The sequence below is a fragment of the Embleya sp. NBC_00888 genome (assembly GCF_045207655.1).
Classification (GTDB): domain Bacteria; phylum Actinomycetota; class Actinomycetes; order Streptomycetales; family Streptomycetaceae; genus Embleya.
Map to the genome: position 1 here is coordinate 5,200,162 of NZ_CP108785.1, position 24,586 is coordinate 5,224,747.

Below are 24,586 nucleotides of genomic sequence, written 5' to 3' on the forward strand. Positions count from 1 at the left end.
ACGACGGTGCGCTGTCCCTCGGTAGCTGCTACCTACCAGTTCGTCCCTCTGTAAGGGCACCGTGGCGGGGTCTTGATCGCGGTCGCATTGCCGGACCGTCGGCTCACCGTCGCTACCCGTGGACCTGCGTGTGCGCAACGTCGAGAAACGACTCGACGGCGTGCACGACCTCCCAGGGAGCTTCCTCTGGAACGTAGTGGCCCCCGGGTACTGCACCACCGCTCACCGCGGTCGGGTCGGCGTGGTGGTCCTGCCAGATGCGCACGACGTCGCTCTGAGCGAGGCCACCCTCGGCGCCCCAGAGGACAAGCAGTGGCGGCTGCAGCCGAAGCCCGCGCTCGTGATCTGCCTCGTCGAGTTCGAGATCGGTCGTGAAGCCCGCTCGATAGTCCTCCAAGGACGCCCGCAGATGGCGCCGGTCGCTGAATGCGGCAACGTAATGTTCGAATGTTTCCGAGTCGACGGCGCCTGAGCCGAGAACGCGATCGAAGAAATATCGAAGATACGCCTCGACATTTCCAGAGATCAGTTCTTCCGCCAGGTCGGATTGCCGATGGAAGAACCAGTGCCACATTGCGCTCGCCGAGTCTCGGTCATACGACCGCATGACGACCCTGGTCGGCAGAATGTCCAGCAGCACCAGCGCATCGACTTCCGAGGGGTGATCGAGAGCCCATCGGTGGGCGACGCGGGCACCGCGGTCATGGCCAATCACCACCGCCGACTCGTATCCAAGGCGGTGAATCAAGCTGCTCAGGTCAGCTGCGGTGGCGCGTTTGCCATAGCCCGAACCGGCCAGCCCCGAGGCTCCGTAACCGCGCAGGTCCGGGGCGATCACGGTGTGGCTGCGGCTGAGCGGTTCCATGACATGGCGCCAACAGGCACCCGTCTGAGGCCATCCGTGGAGTAGCACGACCAACTGCGGCCCGTCGCCGACGATACGGTAGGCCAACTCGACGTCGTCCAGGCTTATCGACTCGACGATGTCCCGACGCATCTTTCTCTCCTTGCCATTCAGTCGCTTCACGACTACATACTCGCTTACGACCCTGAGACACCAAGCCTGGATTGCCGCCCAGTGGCAGGCGGATCAGCACTTCTGGCTGCGTGAGGTGTTTTGTTTGTGCACGGCCGCACCCCGTCAGGTGCCGCAGCTTCGCCGGCGACGGCAGCCCCGAAACGCGAAAGCCGATCCCGCATGATGCAAAATCTCTACCTCATCGGCGAGGCCACCTCTCACTCCTTGTCCCCCGCGATGTGGCACCATGCCTTCGAGGCTGGGGGACTGGCGGAATTCTGGCGCTACACCGGGTGTCCCACCCGGCCGGCCGAACTGCCTGCAGCGATCACTTCCCTGAGGCGGCCCGGTACCGCGGGTGCGAACATCACCATGCCGCACAAGGTCGCGGCGCTCGCTGTCGCCGACGGCCGGAACGAGGACGCCGACCGTGCTGGGGCCACCAACTGGCTCAGCCGGCACGGAGGTTCTCTGTACGCGGCGAACACCGATGTGGCCGCAGTGCGCACCCTGCTCGCCGAGAGGGGCGACGATGCCCGCTCACCGTGGCGGGTCGTCCTGCGCGGTGCCGGCGGTGCAGGCCGTGCGGCAGTCGCGGGTCCAGACGGCTTCCACGTCGCCGACCTGGTCATCCTCGATCGGTGTAGCACCGCGGCGATGGGCCTTGCGGAGCGCGCGAGGGCCTGGGGACTGCCCGGGCGAGTCGGGGACTGGCCGACATTGGAGTCCGTCGTGCGCGAGGCGGACCTGGTGATCAACTCGGCTCCCTTCGGCATGACGGATCCGAGCGAGCCGAGCCCCATACCCGGTTCCCGGTTCTGCGGGCGCCCCATGCTGTACGACTTCGTGTACGCGTCCGTGCCCACGGCGCTGCAACGCACCGCAACTTGGGCGGGCGTTACCGTGTGCGACGGCCTTGCCCATCTCGAATCCCAGGCGGTGGCCACCCTCCCGCTACTGGACCTGCCCGAATCCTTCGCTCCTCTATTGCGCGCAGGGCTCACCGCGGCTGCGGGCCGCACACCCTGTCGTTGGAGCTGATGTCCGGCCTCCAGCAGAGGGGAGAAACCTCAAGCAGATGAGTTGACGAGAGGGGCAGTCTCGGCTCCCTTGCGCACAGCACGCATGCGTCTTGGCGTGCTGAGCGCCCGGTGGGTTCAGGACCGGGCCGTGCCCACAGGGTTCCGCGATTTCCTGATGTCTCTCGCCGACAGGGTGGCCGATTCCCTGGACGCCCTCGCCGACCAGGGCGTCTCGATGGAGGCCCCCGACGTTCCCCTCTACGTGCCGGTGGAATCCGGGACGGCGGCCACGGAGTCCGCCCTGCGGTCTGGCGCCGTCCCCACGGAGTGGCGTCGGCAGACGAGCAGCAGCAGATACCTCTGGCAGTTGCAGCAGCTCGGCATCGAACTCACCGCTGCGAGCCGGGTGGCAGATGTCATCGCGGCCACGCGGAAGGTCGTGTCGCGGCCCTTCGGCGGCCGGGCCGTGACGCTGTGCATGACGCAGCACGAACGGCTGCTGGTCGCCGGCTCGTCCGGAGCGTCCAAGGAGGATCTGCGTAGTGTGGGCCAACTCCCGTTCTCGGAGGGGGCACCGGAAACGGATGCGGCACTACGCATACGGCCCATGGTCTTCGCGACCTCCCATGAGCTTCACCAGGCGTACCCCGACCTCGACCGGTACCACGACGGGCGGCCGCGGGCCTTCCTGCCGCTGGTATCGAACGGGCGGGCAGTGGGCTGCTGCATCATCGCCTTCGATCGTCCCCCGGACCTGCAGGATGAGGATCTCGCAATCCTCACGACCATGCTCAGCCAGGTGGCACAGGCGCTGGAGCGGGCACGTGGCAACGAGACACAGCAGGAAATCAACCGGGGCATGCAACGTGTCCTGCTGCCGCGGGACTTGCCGTATGTGAGGGGCGTGGAAACCACGGCCCGGTACCTCCCGGCGACCGCAGGAGCGGAGGTCGGAGGTGATTGGTACGACGTGATCAGGCTGGATGGAAACCTGGTCGGCATGATCATCGGCGACGTCGAGGGCCACAACCTGGACGCAGTCGGGATCATGGGGCAGTTGCGCAGCGGCGTGCGAGCCTACGCGACCGAGGGCCATGACCCCGCGAGCGTACTCACCAGGAGCAACCGCCTGCTCTCGGCACTCGGCAGCGATCTGTTCGCCACGTGCAGCTGCCTGTGGCTGGACCTGGAGACCGGTACGGCCACGCTGGCCAGCGCCGGTCATCACCCGCCCGTTGCCATCGACCCCCACGGCCGTAGGGTCGCCACCGAGGTGAGCGTGGGCCCGCCCCTGGGAGTTGACCCCGTGGCGAGCTACCGCCAATCAGAGTTCGTGCTGGCCAAACGCACGGTCGCCGCCTTTTTCACCGACGGTCTGCTCAACACCCGAACGGTGGACGCCGAGGAGCCCGTCGAGCGCCTGCGCAGCATTGTCGCCGAGCACGTGTCCGACAACCTGGAGACGCTGGCTGACCGGCTCATCGAAGACTCCGACTCCCGGCCCCGACGCGACGACACCGCACTGTTGCCGACACGCTTCCTCGGCGCAGAGGGCGTCTCCGCGCAGATCGCCGACATGGCGGTCCACCGCTACGACGTGGGGCGGGTAAAGGATGTCCGTCGCTTCGCCCGTACACAGGCAGTCGACTGGGGTCTGGAGGCGCTCACCGAAGAGCTGGAACTACTTGTCTCGGAGATCGTGACGAACGTGTTGATCCACGGCCAGAGCGCGGTCGACGTCCGTATGCGGACATACGGCGACCGGCTGCGGGTGGAAGTACGCGACAACGAGCCACACCCACCCATTCCCGCAGCGATCCTGGACACCGCGGAGACCGGCGACGACCAAGCGGAATCCGGCCGCGGTCTCCTGATCGTGGACGCCATCGCCTCCAGCTGGGGAAGCTCTCCAACGGGACGCGGCAAGACGACATGGTTCGAAATGCTGATTCCCCCGGCATGACCGCTGCTCCAAGAGAGGGATGTGAGCAGATCGCCGACCCGGGCATATGGCCGCAAGGGTGCCGATGGCGGCGATGGGGACGTCCGGGGTTGAAGATCACCGCGCCTCGGCAACGCCGAAGGCGCTCTCTTCGGGCAGGGCCCTTGTGCGCCGCATTCGGGGCCGGGAATGGGGCGGTGTCCCTCTGTTTGCGCGTGCGCCCCTCGGCCGCCGCCTCCGCATTCTTGAGCGTGCGATCCAGATAGGTTACGGTGGGGTCATGGCAAGGACCCGGGAGTTCGACACCGAGGCGGCGGTGAGTCGCGCGATGGAGCTGTTCTGGACGCGTGGCTACGAGGCGACTTCGGTACGTGACCTGACCCGGCAGTTGGGGATCGGGCAGGGGTCCTTGTATGCCGCGTTCGGCGACAAGGAGGGTCTGTACCGGGCGGCGCTGGAGCATTACCGCATCACCCTCGCGGCGGCCGCCCTGCGCGGCCTGGAGGAGGGGACGGACGCGCGGTCGGCGATCCGTACGATGCTGGTCGAGCGGGTCCGGATCGCCGTGGAAGACAACGGCCGGGGCTGCTTGGTGGTCAACGCCGCCTGCGAGCGCCTGCCGGAGGATGCGGCGATCCGGCGCACCGTGCGGGACATGCAGGAGGCCAGTCGGGACGCGCTCGCCGAGGTGCTGCGGGTCGCGGCGGAGCGGGGCGAGATCGCGACGCGGCACGACCCGCACACCCTCGCCGCCTTCCTCGTCACCTTCCTCAACGGACTGCTGGTCTCCTCGAAGATCACGCCGGACGTCCGCAGCCTCGAACCCCTCGTGGAGGTCGCGCTGGCCGCCCTCGACTGACTTTCCATGCCCGAAATCTGTATCAGACGATCCAGAAAAGCCCTCGGATCCCGCGCAGGCACGGAATCCGACGACACCCACCCCTACTTCATCGACTACAGACGACACCCACCCCTACTTCATCGACTACAGACGACACCCGCCCCTACTTCATCGACTACAGAGGAGGACCCATGCACCACCCCACACCCACCCCGAGTACGCCCGCTCTCGGCGGCAGCCGCTGGAACGCCTTCCCCGGGGCCGGTACCACCTTGACCGCCCGCGATTTCTTCACCGCCACCGAGCCACTGCTGCAGGGCATCATCGATGACAACGCCCTCACCAGCGCCGACGGCAAGGTGCTGGAAGACCAGATCCGCGCGACACTTGCTCTCGGCACCCGCGAGACGTCCCTGCCGCTGGCCATCGGCCCGGACAGCGCCTCGGCAGCGCGCGAACTGGGCGCGCAGGCCGAGACGATCGGCCGGGAGCTCACCTCCTGGGCCACCTCGGCCCTGGAGAGGCTGCTCACCGATCCGGTACCGCTGCCCGCCGGCCCCCTGGTCGTCCGCAGCCACTGCTATGGCCACCTGCTCACCCCATCTGCGGCCGATCTGCTCCGCGGCCGGCGCGGCGGGCCCGTCACGATGCAGCTCTACAACGAGTGGCTGCACCAGATGGTCCTGCTGCGCGACGCCCTGCTGCCCTTCACCAACTGGCAGGACGTTCCGCTCCTGATCACCCCGACCGGGCTACGGCACGCCGAACCGGCCCGCGACGCGTTCCTCACCGAACTGCTGGTCCGCCAGATCCGGCACGCCGGCATCGTGGACTTCGCCCGCCATGTCGTCACCGGCACCTCCGGCCCGGCCGGCTACGGCTTCGAGACCGGCCGCGGCACCGCCCTGCCCGCCGTCCTCGACCAGCCACCCCTGACCGCACCCCGGCACCTGCTGACCTGGCGCACCGATCCGGCCGCCGACGACAGCGTCACGTACGTCGCCGAGGTGCAGGACTACTACGCCGCCCCCCGCACCCTCGTCGAGGATCTCCCGCCCGCCAACACCGCATCGGGGCCGCTCACCGCCCGCACCGGCACCGGGCCGGTCGCCGGCGGGACCCGCACCGCCCGCATCGAGGTCACCCACGACGGCACCACCGCCCACGTCGACCTCGGCCAGGCCCTGCGCGGCCACCGCTTCGCCCACCGATCGGACCCCGCCGCAGGCGACGCGCACACCGATGCCGCGCCCCGCACCGCGACTGTGTGGTCCGCACTGCGCGCACCGGGGTTGGTGTGGACGCAAGCAGGCGACGTCACCCTGGACGCCACCGGCCAGGACGACCTCGTCGTACTGGCCCTGCTCGGTCGGCTCTACCCGGAGAACATGACCCTGCACCCCGCCGGCCATTCCGCTGCCCGGACAACCACGGACGGCACCGGACCGAGCCGCCTGGTGACTGTCGTCGACCCTCCGCAAGCCCACTGACACTCGTATCGCGAAGTACAACAGAAAGGTTGGAGAACATGATGTTCGACCACGACGAAATGCCCGTCCGCACGGGCCGAGCCGCCGTCAACGGAACGAGTCTGCACTACCGCACGGCCGGGGCCGGTCCCGCGGTGGTGCTCCTGCACGGCGTGCCCAAGACCGGCTACCACTGGCGCCGGCTCCTCCCGAAGATGACGCCCCACTACACCGTCGTCGTCCCGGACCTGCGCGGCCTCGGCGACTCCGCCCGCCCCGCGGACGGCTACGACTCCGCGACGATGAGCGACGACATCGCCGAGCTGATGACCCACCTCGGACACGAGACATACGCCGTGGTGGGCGAGGACTGGGGAGCGGTGATCGGCTACCAACTCGCCGCCCGGCACCGCGACCACGTCACCGCCCTCGTGTTCGCCGAGGCCCTGTTCCCCGGATTCGGCTTCGAGGACCACACCGCCCTCACCCCCGAGAACGTCTCCGCCGGCATGCACCTGTGGCACCTGGGCTTCTACTTCCAGCCGGACGTACCCGAGATGCTGATCGCCGGACACGAGCGCGAGCTGATCACCTACATGATCAAGTACGAGCGCAGCCACCCCGACACCGCCACCCCCGACGCCGTCGAGGAATACGTGCGCTGCTACTCCATGCCCGGCGGCATCCGCGCGATGCTCTCGATCTACCGCGCGATGCTCGTCGACGCCGAACAGAACCGGCAGACCGCACAGAAGAAACTGGACATCCCGGTCCTGGCGCTCGGCGGGTCCGCGTTCATCGGCGACCGCAACGAGTCCCAGATGCGGCTCATGGCCCACGACGTCACCGGACACGTATTCGACGCCGGCCACGACCTCGCGGAGGAAGTGCCCGACGAGATGGCCGAGGTCGTCCTGCCGTTCCTGGCCGCGCATCTGTAACCGCACCCGGCCGCCGAGGTCGGCGATCTGAAGCAGCCCGGCAGGGCGAGGGGGCCTCGTGGCCGCAACGAACGATCCGGTTCCGCACGGCCACGAGGCCCCCTCGCCTCCACCAGCGCCCGGCGGGCGCGCTCCAAGCACTCCTCAACGCCACGAAATTGAGCACCATGCGCAACCCTGGAAACCCGGGAAAACACCGTCCCGCGCTGATCACTGCCGTGCTCTCCGGTGCAACGTTCACGGCCGGAGTCGCCGAATACGTCCTGACGGGACAACTCGACCTCGTCGCCCAAGGACTCGGAGTCAGTGAGGCGACCACAGGCCAGCTCGTCACCGTCTTCGCTCTCGCGTACGGGCTGCTGACGCCCGCCTCCTCATATCGGCAGCTCTGCTCGTCTTCGCGGCCACGAACATCGCGTCCTGGCAGAGCCCCACCCTCCTGACGAGCATGACGCTCCGGGTCGTCATGGCAGCGAGTACCGGTCTCATCGTCGTCACAGCACTGGGCCTCGCAGTACGCCTCGCGCCTGCCGAGCGCCGCGCACGCGCGGTCTCGACCGTCGTGATGGGCATCACGGCATCCCTGGTCCGCGCAGTGCCGACCGGACGCGCCATCGCCGAACACTGGGAGTGGACAACCATTTTCCCCCTCAACGCCGCACTCGCGGTACTCGTGGCGGGAACAGTGTGGACGGCCCTTCCCCGCACCGCCCCTCATGCTCCTGTGCCGCTTCGCCGTCAACTCGGCCTGCTCGCCAACGCGCGCACCATCCTCGGCTTGACGGTCACATTTCTCTGGCTCGGCGGCTACGCGGTACTGAACACATATCTCACGCCATACCTACTCGGCGTCGTCGAACTGGACGGTGAAGCAGTAAGCCTCCCCCTGCTCCTCTTCGGCATCGCAAGTATTGTCGCATACAACTCGGCGGATTCCTGACGGACCGCGTCGGACCTCATCGGACACTGACCACCACGAAGGCTCTCCACGTGCTCGTGCTTGTCGCCCTCCCGGTAGTCGGCGCTGCAACGGGCAGCGCGATAGCCGGGATTCTGCTGTGGGGCGCCGCCGCATGGGCGAGCACTGCCGCCCAGCAGATCCGCGTGGCCTCTCTCGCCCCCGAACGCGTCCGACGTGCTGCTGGGCCTCAACCAGTCGGTCATGCAAATCGCCATCGCCATCGGGGCGGGAGGAGGTGGTCTTGTCGCAGCGCACACTCTGACCCGGTTGCCTTTGATCGCAGCCGCAGGCGTCGCCGCCTCACTCGTCCTCCTGCTTCTCACACGCCGCCGCGACCGAAGTGCGCACAACTCATCAGCGGTGCTTACCGAGTGTCCGCAGCCATGACGACGCCATGACCCGTGGTGTGGCATACATCGGGTCCCGCTGGACTCCTGATCGTGACGGCTTCAACAAACCAACGCTACTTCTAAGTTCCGCTTTGGGCGGGTAAGTAGTGGTCAAACAGTGCTGTTTCGGCTGCTCGGGGGCGAGTGTGATGCCGAAGTATCTGATGACCCGTCAACCCGTTGACGGGGACGAGGAGAAGAAGATCCGGAGACTGGCTGCGGCGCTTTACGTGCCGGGCGACTGGATCCAGAGGGCGAGGATCGTCACGCTGAGCGGGGCGGGCCTGCACGTGCCGCGGGTCGCCGCTCGGGCGGGGTGCGACGCGAAGACCGTGCGGCGGTGGCTGCACCGGTTCAACGAAGAGGGCCTGGACGGTCTGGGTGACCGGCCCGGGTGCGGTCGCAAGCGGCGGATCACCGAGGCCGAGCGTTCCCGGATCGTCGCCCTGGTCAAGCTGACTCCGCCCGGCTGGCTGGAGACGCAGCCCTCCATTGAAATGTGGGCCGCGGACGAGGCCGGACCGCCGGAGTGGACATTGGACTCCCTCGCCGCCGAGGCCGGGCGGATGGGTATCGCGGTGGGTCGAAGTCAGGTTCGCAGGATCCTGCTCGCGGAGGGGGTTCGGTGGCGCCGCCCGCAGTCGTGGGTTCGGTCGAGGGACCCCGATTTCGTGGTGTGATTTCGCAGTGGTTGTTGGTGTGTGGGCGGTGGTGTGGGCTGGGGTGTTGCAGGTCAATGCCGGGGAGTTAGGGCTTGCAGAGGATTTACCCGTAGCTTCCCGGTTCGGTGGTCGTTGGCATGATATGGAAGCCAAGGAAGACATAGCAGCGGCGTTGGCGGCCAAGTTCACGGTGCTGTTCCCGCATCTGGATGAACGTCAGCGCCGTCTGTTGCTGGCGGCAGAGGCCCGGGCGCTGGGGCATGGCGGGATCAGACTGGTCGCCCGAGCTGCCGGCGCGCGCGAGGCAACGGTGTCCCGGGGCATCACCGAACTGGACTCCGGTGAGGCCCCGTTGGGGCGGGTGCGCCGGGTCGGCGGTGGCCGCAAACGGGTGGTCGACCTGGACCCGGGACTGCGTTCGGCACTGCTGGCCCTGGTGGAACCGGATGTGCGCGGCGACCCGATGTCGCTTCTGTGATGGACGACGAAGTCCACCCGCCACCTGGCCGCCGAACTCACCCGCCGGGGCCATCGGATCTCCGCCGACACCGTCGCCGACGTCCTGCGCGAGGAAGGCTTCAGCCTCCAGGGCAACGCCAAGGTCATCGAAGGCAAACAACACCCAGACCGGGACGAACAGTTCCGCTACATCAACGACCAGGCGAAGGCCCATCAGGCGGCCGGCGATCCGGTGATCAGCGTCGATACGAAAAAGAAGGAGGTCGTGGGCCCGTTGAAGAACGGCGGCAGGGAGTGGCGCCCCGCGGGGGACCCCGCGCGAGTCAGCACCCACGACTTCCCGGACAGGGAACTCGGCAAGGCCGTGCCCTACGGCATCTACGACCCGGCCGCGAACACCGGCTGGGTCAACGTCGGCACCGACCACGACACCGCGGCCTTCGCCGTCGAATCCATCCGCCGCTGGTGGAAAACCCGCGGCACCGAGGACTACCCGCAGGCCGGCCGGCTGCTCATCACCGCCGACGCGGGCGGCTCCAACGGCTACCGCACCCGCGCCTGGAAGGTCGAACTCGCCGCCCTGGCCCTGGAGACAGGCCTACAGGTCACTGTCTGCCACTTTCCTCCGGGCACACAATGCCGTTGCTTGAGTCAGTGAACTATCGCTGGGTGCAAGGTGATGACCTTCGCCGATGCCTTGCGGGTGGGCAGGAGCACCTGCCCTTTGGTCCGGTAGGAGTACTTTGAATCGGGCCGCTCGATCAGGCGGTCGGCCTCGCGTCTGCGTCGGGGGCCGCTGTCGAGTTTCCGGCGCGGTTTGGATGCCGGCATGGCCATGAACCGGCCGATCTTCACCGCGGTGGTCGTGGTCTGACTGACCACACTGCGCCGCACGTGCTTGAGCACCTTGAGGAAGGAGACCCGGCGGGGTCGATGTTCCCGCCGTCGGCCTGCTCCATGATGATCCCGATCAGGCAGTGGTGGACGGCCAGGTGCGCCCACGCCTCCTGGAACGCCAAGTCCGGGTCGGCCGAGCGCAAGACCTGCTGCGGGCCGCGCTGAAAGGTCTTGACCTGGCGATATGAAGATTCCGCTTCCCACCTGTCGCGGTACGGGGCTGCGAGTTCGGCGGCCGGGTACTGCCCGGGGTCGAGCAGATCGGTCAGCGGCCGGATGACCTCGCCGCCGTCGACCCGGTACTCCACCACGCGTAGGACGACGTGGCCGGGTGCCGCGCGTTTTTGTCCCGCCGGGTTCATCCGGGCCGGATACGTGCCGTCGCCCAGGTGCTCGATCGGCCGGGTGGCGATGCACGATTTCGCTCGGATCAGCAGGTGGGCGCCGGCGTCGGCATAGGCGCGCCACAGGGCAACCCCCGCAAAGGCCCTGTCCATGACGACGAGCATGCCGCCGGCCGATGGGGCGAGCTTGATCGCCGTTTCCGGTTCGCCGTTACAGAACCCGCCCATGGCCGCACCGCCCATGGCCGCGTCGATCTGCGCGTGGGTGCCGGTCTCGGTCGACGTCACCACGCGTACCCGGGGGAAGCCCGCATCCTGGCTGCGCGCGTCCTTCATCCCGCCGAGCCGACGCCGGTTCGCCTCCGCATCCGGAGCATCCAGTACAAAACCATCCACCGCGGCCAGACGCATCCCACGGTGGAAGGAGCCCTCCAGGCCGACGGGAGCCAACGGGCCGGCCAGCTCCCGGAAGATCGTCTCCAAGACCTGCGGGCCCAGCCGCCCACGGGCCCGCGTGAACGAGGACTTGTTCGGGATGCTTCCGCTCAACTCCGCGATACCGCCGACCAGTTGCTCCGCCACGTCATCGTAGGAGTCCTGCTGGAACAGGGCCAGGGCGAGTGTGAAATAGACCATGAACCCGGCCGGCAACGCACCGGGCTTCTTGTCACGGACGCCACATCTCTCCAACACCCCGGCGACGAGTTCGGGTGTCACCCATCGGGACACCACACCCAGCCGCACATCATCGGACAACCCCACCCACGGATGCATGCCGGGCTCAACGACCCCACTGCTCCGGCGTCACGAAACTGCCTGCCCTGCTCAAGCAACGGCATTGTCCGGGCACATCAAAATGGAACCGGATCGAGCACCGGCTGTTCTCCCACATCACGATGAACTGGCGCGGCAGGCCCCTGACCAGCCACGAAGTCATCGTCAACAGCATCGCCGCGACCACGACCCGCACAGGCCTGAAAGTCCACGCCGAACTCGACACCGCCACCTACACCACCGGAATCCGTATCGGCGACGAGCAGATGGACGCCCTGCCCTTGGTGCGCCACGGCTGGCACGGTGACTGGAACCACACCCTGCTTCCCGAATCCGCCCGGCCGGCCCTCGGGCCGCGGCTCGATCCCGATGCCACACCGGCCCGTCCCGGCCACGCTTGGCTGTTCCACCCCGCCATCACCGGTATATCCGCCGACGATTGGGAGGATCTGATCCCACGGCTGGCCATCCTGCGACACGCCCAGCGGGAAGCCGCTCTACACGACCGGCGCGGCGGCTCACGTCGGACCGCTCCCGGCACCGGACGCAAAGCCGTCCTCACCCTGACCGACCCCGCGTTGGCCGCCGTCCTGCACCGTCGGTTCAGCATCCCCGAGCGCACCATCGCCGCACTGTTCGGCGTCAGTCAGCAGTCCATCAACAAGACCATCCGCCAGACCGACCAACTCCTCACCCTGGCCGGATACGCCCCCGAGTCCACCACCACACGCATCCGCACCTTGGCCGAGTTCCTGGCCTTCGCCACCGCAGAGGGCATCACCGCACCATCAGAGATCAAGACAGCGTGTTGATTCTCTGCAAGCCCTTAAGGATCTTCGGTGCTTGTCAACCACTTCCGGAGAACCTCGCCGCGAAGTCGGGGCTGCCGCTAGGAAGGTCGATTGACCATGTGATCTCGTCCGCTGGGAGTTCGTGTCCGTGGAGATTCCGATGTCCCGTGCCGCCAGGGCCTTCGCTCCGGCACATCCGGGAGAGCTGACGGGGATATTGCCGGCCGAAGTCGTCGACGAGGTCCTGGAACTGACGCGGCGGCAGGAACGCCGTGTGAGACTGCTTCCGGCCCGGGTGGTCGTCTACTTCGTTTTGGCCATGGCCATGTTTCCGGGACAGGGTTATCGAGGCGTGTGGGCTGGGCTCGCCGCCGGCTTGGACGACTCGGTGCCGTTCTTTCCGTCGGCGAGGGCCCTGCGTCTGGCGCGAGGCCGTCTGGGGACGGAACCGATGGCAGAGTTGTTCCGCCGGATCTGCGGCACGGTCTCCGGGACCACCACACACGGGGTGTGGTGGCGTGGGTTGCGGGTGGTCGCATGGGACGGCACCGGTATCGGCGTCGCGGCCAGCGCGGCCAACACGAGGTTCTACGGACTTCCGACCGGTGGACGGGGCCCGTCCGGTTATCCGCAGGTGCGGCTCGTGGCCATGGTGGACTGCGGCACTCGCGCGCTCATGGACGCGGTGTGGGCTCCCAGGGCTACCGGCGAGACCGTCCTGGCCGCGCGGTTGGTCCGCAGTCTCAGGGCCGGGATGCTCCTTTTGGCCGACCGCGGTTTCGACGGCTACGAGTTGTGGGGCGAGGTCCTCAGCGGCGGTGCGGATCTGCTGTGGCGGGTGAACGGCAGACGTCTGCTCACGCCGTTGTGCGAGTTCCCGGACGGCTCGTACACGGCGCTGTTGCCCGAACGTGGGGACCAACGCCGCCGAAATACCTACCGCAGCCGCGGCAAGACGCTCCCGGGAGAGCCGATCGGCCACCGGGTAGGGGTCATCGAGTACGACATCACCGTGTCGACCAGCGACGGCGACATGCGCACCGAACACATCCGGCTCGTCACGACGCTCCGGGACGCGCGCGTGTACCCGGCCGACGAACTCGCCGAGTTGTACCACCGCAGGTGGGAGATCGAGACCGCCTATTTCAGCCTGAAGGTGTCCCTGCGGGGCGCGCGTACCGTGCTGCGATCACACGTCCCGGAGGGCGTCGACCAGGACTCTACGGATTCCTGATCGTCTATCAGATGCTGCGCGGCGCCATGCATCTCACCGCCTTGGCCGCTGACATCGCCCCGGATCGGCTGTCCTTCACGGTCGCTCTTCGCGGGGCTCGGGACAGTCTGGTCAAGGCCACGATCACACCGAAGGCACACACGGACGGGCGACTGCATCAATCCTTGCTCCGAGAAGTGCTCCCACGTCGTCGGACCCGGGTCAGCCCACGCGCCGTCAAGCGTCCTGTGTCCGCCTTTGCCCAAAGACAACTGCCCGCGCTGCGGGCCAAAGGCCGGGCCGCCTTGCAGGCCACCTACAAGATCGTGGGCCGAATCTCCGGCAACAGCTTGACAAGCACCGAAGATCCTTGACTCCCCGGCATTGTGTTGCAGGTTGGATGAGAATGTTTTGCGGCCGTCCGGGCGAGGGCCGTGAGGGGTCCGGCTTGGGGGTGTCGTAGTTTTTACAGTCCCGGCGAGCGGCCGCACCGGAAGCAGATCCGTTCCCGTCCTGCGCCGAAGGCCCGACCACAACGCATGTGCGGGGGTCGGGCTCGTGCGCGGCGGGTGTGTGTGGCCCCGCCGGGATCCCGCCCAGGCCCGGATCGCCGAGGAGGGCGGTCGGGGCCCGGGTGGTTCGTCGACGGAGCCGGCTGGGGTGCCCGGGGTGGGTGGTGGTTCCACGCCGTCGCGGGTGTCGGTCGGTGTCCGTCGTCGTCGGGCCCGTCGTCGCGCTCCCTAGGCTAGTCGTCATCTGGATGCGGGAGGAACCGGTTGGCGACCCCGACCGGCCGGTGTCGGGCACGGTGGGGCCGACGATGGGCACTGCGGGCAAGGCGCTGTTCTCGGGGGCACGGTGCCGGTGTCGGTGGCCGGGTTTCTGCTGGTCCGCACGCCGGTGTTTCGGGCCATGGCCGCCGGGGTGATGGTCGTCGCAGTCATACTCGCGCCGGCTGTGTCGCTGCTGCCGGCGGTCCTGGCGCTGCTCGGTCGGCGGACCCACCGCTGGTGCCGGGGCTGGGCCGCGCGGTGGGTGGCGGCCCGGAGCCGGAACGGTCGGTGTGGGCGCGGTGGACCGGGGTGGTGACGCCGCCCGGTGCCGGCGCTGCCGGCCGCGACCGCGCCCGTCCTGGGGCTCAAGCTCGGCTTCGGCGTCGGAGCGAGAGCCGTCGCGCAGGCTCTGGCGGACCGTGGCTACGACCTGGGTTCTCCCCGATGCAGCGACACCGGTGCAGGTCGTCGCGTCCTTTCGCGGTGCATCGACCTCGCCCGCAACTGGCGGCGCTCGCCGCGCTCACCGACCGGCTGCGTGCCGACTCCGAGGCCGCACGGCCACGTGAGACTGCGCATACCGGGCGTGACGATCCGAAATCGAAGACATCGTTCGCGTTTCCTGGATAGTGACCAACCCTCAGGGACACCAAGATGACGATCAAGTGGTGCAGGATCCGCGGTGCTCTCGAGGCCGAACCCCACCCGCCGCGTCCCCGCCGACCACTTCGCCGACAGCGGAGGTTGCCGCAGGCTTCCGGCCCGTCGCCGTGTCGGGCCCGGCCATCGGACACCTCAAGCCGGAGCAGAGAGACGGTCGTCATCATGTTGCGTTTGTCGCAGTCCTCTCCCGAACCCCTCGCCCGGTTCGACCGGGTGCTCGCCGTGGCCGCGAAGGAGGGCCGCGCGGCGCTCGTCACGTATGTGCCCGTTGGGTATCCATCGGTACCCGAAAGCCTGGACACACTGCGACAACTGGCACAGAGTGCGGACGTCCTCGAAATCGGTGTCCCCCATACGGACCCCGTACTCGACGGGCCCGTCATTCGAGAGGCATCTGCGCAGGCCCTCGCCTCCGGGTTTCGGACGCGAGATTTGTTCGCGGTGCTGCGCGAGTTGTCGGCGTCACCGGCCGCGCTGTCGGTGATGACCTACTGGGCACCCATCCAGCGCTACGGCGTCACGAACTTCGCCCGTGAACTGGCGTCCGCCGGAACCTCCGCCGTGATCGTGCCGGACCTCGCCATCGAGGACATCGGACCCTGGGCGGCCGTCGCACAGTCCGCGGGGCTGGACACGATCAATCTCGTGGCGCCCCACGCAACCCACGCGCAACTCGTCCGAACGTGTGCCGTTTCCACCGGAATGATCTACGTACCCGCCACGACTGGTGGCACAGGCGCCCAGGGACCGCTGAGTCCGCATCTTCCACACTTGGTCGACCGTCTGCGGTCGCTCACCTCGTTGCCGATAGGCGTCGGTATAGGGGTGTCCACCGTCGAACAGGCGGCGCACGTTTCGGGCTTCGCCGACGCCGTTATCATCGGGTCCCCGCTGATTCGACGGATGCGTGCCAGTTCCGATGCAGCGGCCGCCGCCGGCGCGTTGGCCCGGGAGTTCGCCGACGGCGTCCGTCGCTCGGCGCCCCGGTTCCCGTGGCTGCCCCGGGCCTGCGCGGCGGGGGCTGCGGATGCCGTGTCGCGGTGACGCCAGAGGTGTTGTTCGCCCGTGATCGCCTGGAAGGGAGACGCTCGTGGACCTTCGCCAGAAGACTCCTACGGTTACCGCCCTGGACGGTCGGCACTGGATGCGGTCGAACGCTGCCGGAAGCGCTGCAGGAAGAGGGACTGGGTGATCGATCTCGACGTCCAGAAGTTCTTCGACAGAGTCCGGTGGGACCTCATCGTCAAAGCCGCCTTGGGGACGGGTGCGGATGAACGACGATTTCGACGTCGAGGCGCTGCACGAGGCCTGGAGCGATTCGTTGCGGGAGGCCTGGAGCGGCGAGACGTCGCCGGAGGTCCGGTTGCCGGAGGTCTGGTCGGAGGAGTGGCGCGGGAGCGAGCGGGACGTGCGGATGGTGGTGGCGCGGATGCCGGTCGAGGTGAGGGACGGCTTCGTCTACGACCGGGTTCCGTGGGGCCGGTTCTCCCACGCCTACGGCTCGGGCGAGAACGTCCCCGAGCGCTTGGAGGAGATGCGTTGTGCCGACGCCGTGACGGCGGGGCGGGGGCTCCGGTCGTGGTGGGGATCGATCTCCCATCAGGGATCGCGGTGTTCGGTGGCCCCGCTCGCGGTGCCGTTCCTGCTGCGGATCGCCGCGGATCGCTCCACGCACCACCGCGCGGACACGCTCGAACTGGTCGCGGTCGTGGCGCGGCGCAAGTGCTGGGAGGACGGGTTCCGTACCGATCTGCTGCAGGTTGGCTTCGTTCACTTCTCGCAGCAGCGTTTGTCTCCTGCTTTTAGCGGCACTTGCGGGTCTCGGGGCCCGTGGATGTTCACGAGAAATGGCAGCAGGCGCCGTCGTACTCGCGGTAGCCGTTCGGGCCGGGTAGCCGCTCGGGTGTACGCCCGGCGGTGGACGCTCGGTGGGGAGGGCGCCGGCTACGATCGGCCCGTGCCCGCAGACAGTTCGTCTCCGCCGATCTCGACCCCGGTGCCCACGAAGCCGCGCTCGCCGCTTCGTCCACCCCGTCCGACCCTGTCCGCCGTTGTCCGTGCCGTGCTCGCCGCGCTGGTCGGCCTGGTCGTGGTCGTCCTGTGGTTCGTGCTGCATATGTTGTTGTATCAAGCGGAGCAGTCCTACACGCCGTTGGCGACGATGGCTGCGGCGATCGTGGCCGTGCTGCTCGCCTTGCCGGTGGGGCCGCTGCGCAAACGGCCGTTGCCGGTGCTCGCGATCATGGCGGCCGAGGCGATCGCGGTACTGCTCCTGCGCGACCGGGCCTGGCCGCTGGTCCCGGCCCTTGCCGTTCTGGTCGGCCGGTACGCCGCCGACGCGTCGCGCCGTAGCGGCACGGTGGCGGCCGGGCTGGTATGGGCCGCCTGGGGCGCCGTGTTCGTCGGCCGCTGGGCGGTCGACACCGGCAGCGACACCCTGGGCGACGTGCTCACCCAACTCGCGGCCGGTTTCGTCATGGTGCTGATCGGCTGGATGATGGGCACCTCGGCCCGGCAACGCCACGACCACCTCCAGGCGCTGCACACCGAGGCGGCGGCCCGCGCGGTACTGGCCGAACGGCTGCGGATCGCCCGGGAGTTGCACGACATGGTGGCGCACAGCATCGGCGTGATCGCGATCCAGGCGGGCGCGGCGAGCCTGGTCCTGGACTCGCAGCCGGCCGGCGCGCGCACCGCGCTCGACGCGATCGAGAGCACCAGTCGGCAGACCCTGGCCGAGCTGCGCCGGATGCTGGTCTCGCTGCGCCGGGTCGACGGGGACACCCGGCCCGACGGCGCCCGGCTCGCGCCGGCGGTGGGCCTGGAGGGGGTCGAGCGGTTGGTCGCGACCGCGGCGGCGGCGGGCGTACGGGTGGACGTGGCCTGGCACGGCCAACGGCGCCCGCTGCCACCCGAGATCGACCTGACCGCGTTCCGGATCATCCAGGAGTCGGTCACCAACACGGTGCGCCACTCCGGCACCCGGCGGTGTCGGGTCTCCGTGGAGTACTCGGCCGAGGAACTGGCGATCGAGGTGGTCGACGACGGCGACGGCGGCGCGGCGGGCACTGCTTCGGCAGGTACCGGCTCGACCGGCACCGGTTCGGCCGGCGATGGTGGCCTCGGCATCGCCGGGATGCGCGAGCGGGTGGCCCTGGTCGGCGGGCGGTTCGGCGCCGGGGCGCGGCCCGAGGGCGGCTTCCGGGTCGCGGCGAGGTTGCCCGCGTGAGCACCCGCGTCGTCCTGGTCGACGACCAGGAACTGATCCGCGCGGGCCTGGGCATGGTCATCGCCGGCCTGCCCGACCTGGAGGTGGTCGGCGAGGCCGGCACCGGCACGCGCGCCGTCGAACTGGCCGCCGAACTACGCCCGGACGTGGTGGTGATGGACATCCGGATGCCCGACATGGACGGCATCGAGGCCACCCGGATCATCACCGCCGAGTGCCCGGCCACCCGGGTCCTGGTGCTGACCACGTTCGACGACGACGAGAACGTGTACGGCGCGCTGCGCGCGGGCGCCGCCGGGTTCCTGGTCAAGGACATGGCCCTGGTGGACATCCTCGCGGCCATCCGGGTGATCGCCGACGGCGACGGCCTGATCGCACCGAGCGTCACCCGCCGCCTGATCGCCGAATTCGCCGGCCGCCCCGACCCCGCCGGCGCCCCGGGACGGGCGGTACGCTCGGGCCCGGCGCCGTCCGGCATCACCACCCGCGAACGCGAAGTGCTCACCCTGGTCGGACGCGGCCTGACGAACACCGAGATCGCCGCCGAGCTGCACATCGGCTCCGCCACCGCCAAAACCCACGTCGGCCGCCTGCTGACCAAACTGGGCGCCCGCGACCGGGTGCAACTGGTCATCGCCGCCTACGAGGCGGGCCTGGTGGCCCCACCGGGCTGAGCCCGCGCCGTCGAGGCTCCGGCCAGACCGAGTCCACGGCCTTCTTCACCGTCCGCCACGACACGTTGTACTTGCGCTCAAGCTCACGCATCGTCATGACGGCGCGGTGATCACGCCGGATCGCCGCGTACAGCTCGACCTTGGACATCTGCGGCATGACCAGGACCTTTCACCAGGAGCACCCCGATGCTGCCCTGGCAAGTACCCCAGTGCTGTCAAAACTCGTGAACATCACCCGACCGTGGATCCGGGTGCCTCCCAAACCCATGAACAACTGACGTCACTACTCGTGAATAGAGCCAGCAGGTCGCCGATGGCGACGACGACTGGCACTTCGACATGAGCGGCTACTTCCAGAACTGGACCGTCGAGGCGGCGCGCGACGCGATCGCCGCCGACGCGCACATCCCGATCGCGCTCCTGGACGACCCCGACCCCGACGTGCGCGAGGCGTCCGCGTACGTGCCGGCGGCGTCGACGGGTCGGGCCGGGGAGATCTCCGCCGCCCTGCACGACCGCCTCCGGGCCGAGGACGACGCGCGGGTCGGCGCGAGCCTGGTCCTGGCGATCGCGCAACTGGCCCGGGAACACCGGCACGAGGACGCCGCCGCCTTCACCCGCGCCTTGTGGTCGGACCCCGCGCGTCCCGCCGAGGTCCGGGTGAGCGCGGCCCTGGGATGGCTGTGCCTGGTCGACGACCCCGCGCCGGACACCCTGCGCCGTCCTCGACGAGTGCGTCACCGACGAACTCGGCCGTTCGATGGCCTCGGTGCCCTGGATGACCCGGGTCGACTACGACGGCGACGGACTGACCCACACCCTGCAGCGGATGTTCGACCCGGATTCCCGCCGACGCCCGGCGGGCGCCGACGACCCCTGGGCGGCACCCGAGGGGTGCGCCGACGACCCGCCCTTTTGACGGCTCGGCGCCGCGGTCGCGGCCCGGGAGCAGGGTCGGGTGCCGCCCGCGCGCCGGGGGCGGTCGGCGCCGGCGTCGTGCCGGCCGGCGCCGACCGCGTCCGGCCCCGCCGGCCTCGGGGGATGGGCCGTCGGGTGTGGCGGGACACCTGCGACGGGGGGACGCCGGGCCTGCACGGTGGGCACAACGGCCCGACCGGGTGAACACATCACGGAAGGTTCGCCGGCATGGCGTGATGGCGACCGTCTCCGTCGACGGCCACCACATGATCCGCGCGGGTGGACGCTCCGGGCGTTGCGCGGTGTCGGCGTGGATCGCCCGTGACGACAGCGGAACCGGCCATGCGTCCCGGACCCGCCACTCGCGGCAACGCCAACTCGACCCGGTCCACCTTGACTTGCCGAACGGCTGCGGTGCGACCCACCTCGGGTTTCACAACCTGCTTCCCCGGCCCTGCGGTTCGGTGGAAGATTCGGCCCATGCAGCGCTTCCCCGCGATCCGAGCCGGGGCATCGCATGCTCCACATCGCCGCCGCGGACCGCGCCACGGGCCCCCGGCGAGCCGCCTCGCGGCCACGCTGCACTGCAGTACGTCGATGGCGGCCTCGAGTGCCGTGGCAGGCATCACGGACTTTCCAAGATCGCAGCACACGTGCGCTCGCTCTACCACCGAGCACTCGGTGCTGATCCGGGCCCGCGCCGCGCATCCGGGCCCCCCGATGGCTACTGCACACGACCCACCATCTCGTAGGACGGCTCTTCCAGAACCGAATCGTGAAAGAAATGAACATCTCCCGCGAGCGCCTTGGTGAGGAACTCCTCGAAACCCATCTGATAATCGAGCCACTCGGTGCCCCAGTCGACCAGGACGGACCAACCGTCGTCGACTCGGGCGGCCCTGGGCCGTAGGAACACCTGGTGCCCGAACGGCGTGTGCCCGATCGGGAACACACCACCCGCCATCGGGAAGATCCGGTACGGCACGAGAGACGGTTCGGTCTGCGCGTACACGTCGGAAACAGTCGCGATCTTCCAGCGCAGGCTGAGACTGTCGTCCGCATTCGGTGCCCGAGGATGGAAGAGGGTCAAAGTGTCGCTGATCACGCACGGCCCGTAGGCCGACATGAACCTCTTGTAGTCGAGTGGGAGGCGGACTTCGAATTCGTTCTCGAAATCCCGCCAATCGGAGTCGACGTCGTGATTCAACAAAGGTGCGCCGAGGACGCGCGCGAGCTCCACCGGATGTCCTTCGTATGCAGTCGTGATCGGGTGTGGGATCCGGGAGCGGGCAGCGTCAGTTCGACGCGCCGTCGTCCAGGACGGGCGCCACCAGCGTCGCGAATTCCTCCGGGGTGATGATCTCGATGTTCAGGGTCTCGGCCTTGGCGCGTTTGGAGCCGGCCTTGTCCCCGGCGACGACCAGGGTGGTCTTGGCGGAGACGCTCGAAGCGGCCCGACCGCTGGCCTTCTCGATCAGTTCGTTCATCTCGTTACGGGAGAGCGCGGCCAGCGGCCCGGCCATCGCTCCGGTGACGACGACGGTCTGGCCGGCCAACGGCTGCGGGCCCGTGGACGGGTCCCCGCTCGCGGAGTCGGCGGCGTCCGGGTCGGCCGCTCCCGCAGGGGTGGCGCCGGGTTCGGTGGTGTTGACGCCGGCGGCGACGAGTTTGTCCATCACCTCCGCCAGGTCGGCGAGTTCGGCGACGATGACGGGGGCTTTGCCGTCGCCGATGCCCTCGACCTGTGCCATCTCGACGACGTCCGCCGCCCGGATCGCGTCCATGGTGCCGAAGTGGCGGGCGATCCGCCGGGACATCGAACGCCCCGTGCCGCGGATCCCCAGCGCGCACAGCACCCGGCTCAACGGCCGGGACTTGGCGTCCTCGATCCCGGCGAGGAGTTTGTCCGCGCTCTTGTCGCCCATGCGGTCGAGAGCGAGGAGTTGTTCGCGGGTGAGGGTGAACAGGTCGGCCACGTCGGCGACGGCTCCGATGTCGACGAGCTGGGTGACCAAGCGGCCGCCGATGCCCTCGACATCGAGCTGGTCCCGGCCCACCGCGTACAGGATCCCCGCGTACAACCCGCACGCCCGCCCCTGGACGCACCGCCACCGCTGCTCCGACGTGTCGATCCCGCCGCCGCACTGCGGGCACACCGCGGGGAATTCGATCGGTGTCTCGTCCCCGGTGCGCACGTGCACCAACGGCGCCTCCACGCGCGGGATGATGTCGCCCGCCTTGTACACGCTGACCTGGTCGCCGATCATCAGGCCGCGGCGTTCGATGTCGGCGGGGTTGTGCAGGGTGGCGAAGCCGACGACGCTGCCGTCGATCTCGATCGGGTCCAGGATCGCGCGCGGCGCGATCACCCCGGTGCGGCCCACGGCCCAGTCGACGCCGACGAGCCGGGTGATCTTGTGCACGGCGGCCAGCTTGTACGCGATCGCCCAGCGCGGCGCGCGCGACCCGTTGCCCGCGTCGGCCTGGTCCTGCGCGCCGTCGGCCTTGATCACCACACCGTCGATGCCGAACGGCAGGTCCGGCCGCATGGCCGCGATCGCGTCCACGGCCTCCTGCACCTCCACCAACGTGGGGCACACCCGCAGCCCGGCGGGGGTGCCACCGGTGGTGTTCACCCCCAGGTTCGCGACCGCGGCCATCACCTCGGAGTGCGTCGCCTCGCGCAGGAACGCGGCGAAGGAGCCATCGTCGTCGGCCACGGGCATGCCGACGTAGCCGTAGGACGTCGTGGGGATCGTGTACGGCCGGTCCTTGGCCCGCAGCGTTCCCGCCGCGCCGCCGCGCGGGTTGGAGAAGACGGTCGCGCCGTTGTCGACGCGTATCTCGTTGGTCCGCTCGAACTGCTCGCCGGTCAACAGGATCTCCCCGCGAACCTCGATCGACACCGGCTCGGCCAGCCGCTCCGGCAGACCCTGCACCGTGCCGATCGCATGCGACACGTCCTCCCCGGCGGTGGTCAGGGGCGGGGGTCTCGGATCGTGATGTGCGACCCGTGCCGTTGACGTTGGCCGCTGAGGCCGAGGCGTTCGCCGGGTTGGTCTTCGCGGGGTTGGCACTCGTCGCACCAAAGGTGGAAGACGACGAAGTTCACCCGTCGATACGAGGTCAAGGCATCGCACTTCGGAGCGTTCGTCAGCATCGCGGCCGCATTTCATTTGCTACCGCCGATACGCCAAATGAGACGGCTTCTTGGTCGCCGGAGCGCCTTTGCCGGGGTTCGACACTGCGGCGATGGACGGCTTCGCCGTGGTGGGGGTCGGACCTTGGCGGGTCGTGGGCCAGGCGCTTGCCGGGCGGGCGTGGATCGGGGACGGGTTGGCCGCGGGGTGCGCCGTGGCGGTCTCGACGGGCGCGGTCGTGCCCCGCGGCGCGCGGGCGCTGCTCCCGATCGACGGGGTGTGGGATCGCGCCAAGGACGTCCGGCGCCTGACGGTGGGCAAGGGTTCCACCGGGCGCTGTCCATGGCCGATCTGCTCGTCGCCGCCACCGCGGAGCGTCACGGCGTGGTGGTCCTGCACTACGACGGCGACTACGAGATGATCGCCGCCGTCACCGGCCGGCCCACCCAATGGGTGGCCCCGCCGGAACAGCCGACTGACGGCGAACGCCCCGCGCCCTCTCCGGTCACTCTTCGATCAGGCTCCACCCGAAGCTCCATGAATGTGGCACCAGGACCGGTAGTTGAGACCACGGTTCGGCCTTCGAGAGCGATCGGGCCTGCGGTACGGCACGACCCCACCTCCTGTCGTCGTGGCCCGGGCCGCCCGCCCGAACCACCCCACCGTGATTCCCCTCTCCCCGGTCCCTGCCGTCGCTCCGGAACCCCGTCGGACACGACCGACAGGCCTCCCATTTCCTCTCAGTCTGCGGGAACTCGCCGCTCAGTGCGTGCAGGTGGGCGTTCTTGACGGCCCCCATCATCGCGAATTCTGTTAGTCATAGCCAAACGGTGTTTACGATCGGGAAACGCAAGTGCCTACCTTGGGCGAGAAGGCCGTTCAGGTCGTCGCCGGTTCCGGAGAGGTGAGTGCGATGCGAGAAGTGACCGGGCTGTTGACGGACCTGTCGGGTCACGTGGGGGCGAGGTCGACGGTCGGCCCCGCGCCGTGTCGTTCTCCCGGCAGGGTGGACGCGTGCCGTGAGAAGCGATCCCTGAACCACAGCCGGCTCTGGGAGTTCCCGCGGACGCCGGAGAGCCCGGGGCGGGCCAGGAAGCTGGCTCGGATCTGCCTTGCCGGCTGGGGGATCGGGGGAGAGCCGGCCGATGCGGTGGAGCTGATCGTCTCCGAGCTGATCACCAACTCCGTTACCCATACCCGCTCGGCCCGGGTGTGGTTCGGGCTCGCGCTGACCGATTCCACCATCGCCATCGAGGTACGTGACGAGGGGCCGGGCGGGGGTGGCTCGCTGGAGCCGGGCGGGGCGGCGGACGAGGACGAGTCCGGGCGGGGGCTCTTCCTCGTCGCCCACGCCGCGTCATCCTGGGGAAGGCGCCGGATAGAGGCAGGACAGGCCGTCTGGGCTCATGTGGACGCGTCGGGCCATGGCCACGTTTCCTGCCTTCGCCCGGGATGACTGGACGGCC

General features: G+C 69.0%; 18 protein-coding genes and 4 pseudogenes. 18 read left to right on the top strand and 4 right to left on the bottom strand.

What is annotated here, in order from left to right:
* Positions 1-112: 112 nt before the first annotated feature.
* Entirely contained in the window at positions 113-1,027 is a 915-nt protein-coding gene (locus tag OG948_RS57115) for an alpha/beta fold hydrolase (RefSeq protein WP_406300812.1), read from the bottom strand.
* Positions 1,028-1,201: 174 nt separating this feature from the next.
* Between OG948_RS57115 and OG948_RS57120 the strand changes: the two genes are divergently transcribed.
* From OG948_RS57120 to OG948_RS57155, 8 genes and pseudogenes are all read left to right on the top strand, one after another.
* Entirely contained in the window at positions 1,202-2,059 is an 858-nt protein-coding gene (locus tag OG948_RS57120) for a shikimate dehydrogenase family protein (protein ID WP_406300933.1), read from the top strand.
* Positions 2,060-2,188: 129 nt separating this feature from the next.
* Positions 2,189-4,003 carry a SpoIIE family protein phosphatase gene (locus OG948_RS57125; protein WP_331772974.1) on the top strand — a complete coding sequence of 605 codons (1,815 nt, stop codon included), beginning with the start codon at positions 2,189-2,191 and terminating at the stop codon, positions 4,001-4,003.
* A 259-nt stretch (positions 4,004-4,262) separates the two neighbouring features.
* A complete protein-coding gene (locus OG948_RS57130) occupies positions 4,263-4,841 on the top strand; it encodes a TetR family transcriptional regulator (protein ID WP_331772975.1) in 579 nt (192 codons plus the stop codon).
* A 173-nt stretch (positions 4,842-5,014) separates the two neighbouring features.
* The gene (locus OG948_RS57135; protein ID WP_331772976.1) at positions 5,015-6,313 is read left to right on the top strand and encodes a hypothetical protein; all 1,299 of its coding nucleotides are present in this window, start codon (positions 5,015-5,017) and stop codon (positions 6,311-6,313) included.
* Positions 6,314-6,351: 38 nt separating this feature from the next.
* Entirely contained in the window at positions 6,352-7,233 is an 882-nt protein-coding gene (locus OG948_RS57140) for an alpha/beta hydrolase (protein ID WP_331772977.1), read from the top strand.
* A 376-nt stretch (positions 7,234-7,609) separates the two neighbouring features.
* A complete protein-coding gene (locus OG948_RS57145) occupies positions 7,610-8,173 on the top strand; it encodes an MFS transporter (RefSeq protein WP_331773636.1) in 564 nt (187 codons plus the stop codon).
* A 559-nt stretch (positions 8,174-8,732) separates the two neighbouring features.
* A complete protein-coding gene (locus OG948_RS57150; protein WP_406300813.1) occupies positions 8,733-9,263 on the top strand; it encodes a helix-turn-helix domain-containing protein in 531 nt (176 codons plus the stop codon).
* 124 nt (positions 9,264-9,387) lie between these two features.
* Positions 9,388-10,338: pseudogene (locus tag OG948_RS57155) on the top strand (ISAzo13 family transposase); the annotation flags it as partial.
* Between the two features lie 217 nt (positions 10,339-10,555).
* On the opposite strand, the gene OG948_RS57160 reads toward OG948_RS57155, so the two are convergent.
* On the bottom strand, positions 10,556-11,719 hold the full coding sequence (locus tag OG948_RS57160) for an IS4 family transposase (protein ID WP_331772980.1): 1,164 nt from the start codon (positions 11,717-11,719) through the stop codon (positions 10,556-10,558).
* 68 nt (positions 11,720-11,787) lie between these two features.
* Here OG948_RS57160 and OG948_RS57165 point away from each other — a divergent pair.
* The 8 genes and pseudogenes from OG948_RS57165 to OG948_RS57200 all read left to right on the top strand — a co-directional run.
* Positions 11,788-12,052 (top strand): annotated as a pseudogene (locus OG948_RS57165) (ISAzo13-like element transposase-related protein); the annotation flags it as partial.
* A 618-nt stretch (positions 12,053-12,670) separates the two neighbouring features.
* Positions 12,671-13,744, top strand: a complete 1,074-nt coding sequence (locus OG948_RS57170; RefSeq protein ID WP_331772981.1) for an IS4 family transposase — start codon at positions 12,671-12,673, stop codon at positions 13,742-13,744.
* Positions 13,745-13,755: 11 nt separating this feature from the next.
* Positions 13,756-14,097, top strand: coding sequence for a hypothetical protein (locus tag OG948_RS57175; protein ID WP_406300814.1), 342 nt, complete (start codon positions 13,756-13,758; stop codon positions 14,095-14,097).
* Between the two features lie 1,224 nt (positions 14,098-15,321).
* Positions 15,322-16,203 carry a tryptophan synthase subunit alpha gene (gene trpA, locus OG948_RS57180; protein ID WP_331772982.1) on the top strand — a complete coding sequence of 294 codons (882 nt, stop codon included), beginning with the start codon at positions 15,322-15,324 and terminating at the stop codon, positions 16,201-16,203.
* A 21-nt stretch (positions 16,204-16,224) separates the two neighbouring features.
* Positions 16,225-16,410, top strand: a pseudogene (locus OG948_RS57185) (reverse transcriptase domain-containing protein); the annotation flags it as partial.
* A 19-nt stretch (positions 16,411-16,429) separates the two neighbouring features.
* Entirely contained in the window at positions 16,430-18,388 is a 1,959-nt protein-coding gene (locus OG948_RS57190; protein ID WP_331772983.1) for a histidine kinase, read from the top strand.
* Positions 18,385-19,062 carry a response regulator transcription factor gene (locus OG948_RS57195; protein ID WP_331772984.1) on the top strand — a complete coding sequence of 226 codons (678 nt, stop codon included), beginning with the start codon at positions 18,385-18,387 and terminating at the stop codon, positions 19,060-19,062. The genes OG948_RS57190 and OG948_RS57195 overlap by 4 nt, the downstream gene beginning before the upstream one ends.
* A 339-nt stretch (positions 19,063-19,401) precedes the next feature.
* Positions 19,402-20,184, top strand: coding sequence for a hypothetical protein (locus OG948_RS57200; RefSeq protein WP_331772985.1), 783 nt, complete (start codon positions 19,402-19,404; stop codon positions 20,182-20,184).
* 520 nt (positions 20,185-20,704) lie between these two features.
* On the opposite strand, the gene OG948_RS57205 is transcribed toward OG948_RS57200, so the two are convergent.
* Together OG948_RS57205 and ligA are read right to left on the bottom strand one after the other, a co-directional pair.
* Positions 20,705-21,220: an SMI1/KNR4 family protein gene (locus tag OG948_RS57205; RefSeq protein ID WP_331772986.1), complete on the bottom strand. Its 516-nt coding sequence runs from the start codon at positions 21,218-21,220 to the stop codon at positions 20,705-20,707.
* 55 nt (positions 21,221-21,275) lie between these two features.
* A pseudogene (ligA, locus tag OG948_RS57210) lies at positions 21,276-22,955 on the bottom strand (NAD-dependent DNA ligase LigA); the annotation flags it as partial.
* A 277-nt stretch (positions 22,956-23,232) separates the two neighbouring features.
* Here ligA and OG948_RS57215 point away from each other — a divergent pair.
* On the top strand, positions 23,233-23,541 hold the full coding sequence (locus tag OG948_RS57215; RefSeq protein ID WP_331773637.1) for a hypothetical protein: 309 nt from the start codon (positions 23,233-23,235) through the stop codon (positions 23,539-23,541).
* A gap of 441 nt (positions 23,542-23,982) precedes the next feature.
* Positions 23,983-24,576, top strand: a complete 594-nt coding sequence (locus tag OG948_RS57220) for an ATP-binding protein (RefSeq protein ID WP_406300815.1) — start codon at positions 23,983-23,985, stop codon at positions 24,574-24,576.
* Positions 24,577-24,586: the final 10 nt, after the last annotated feature.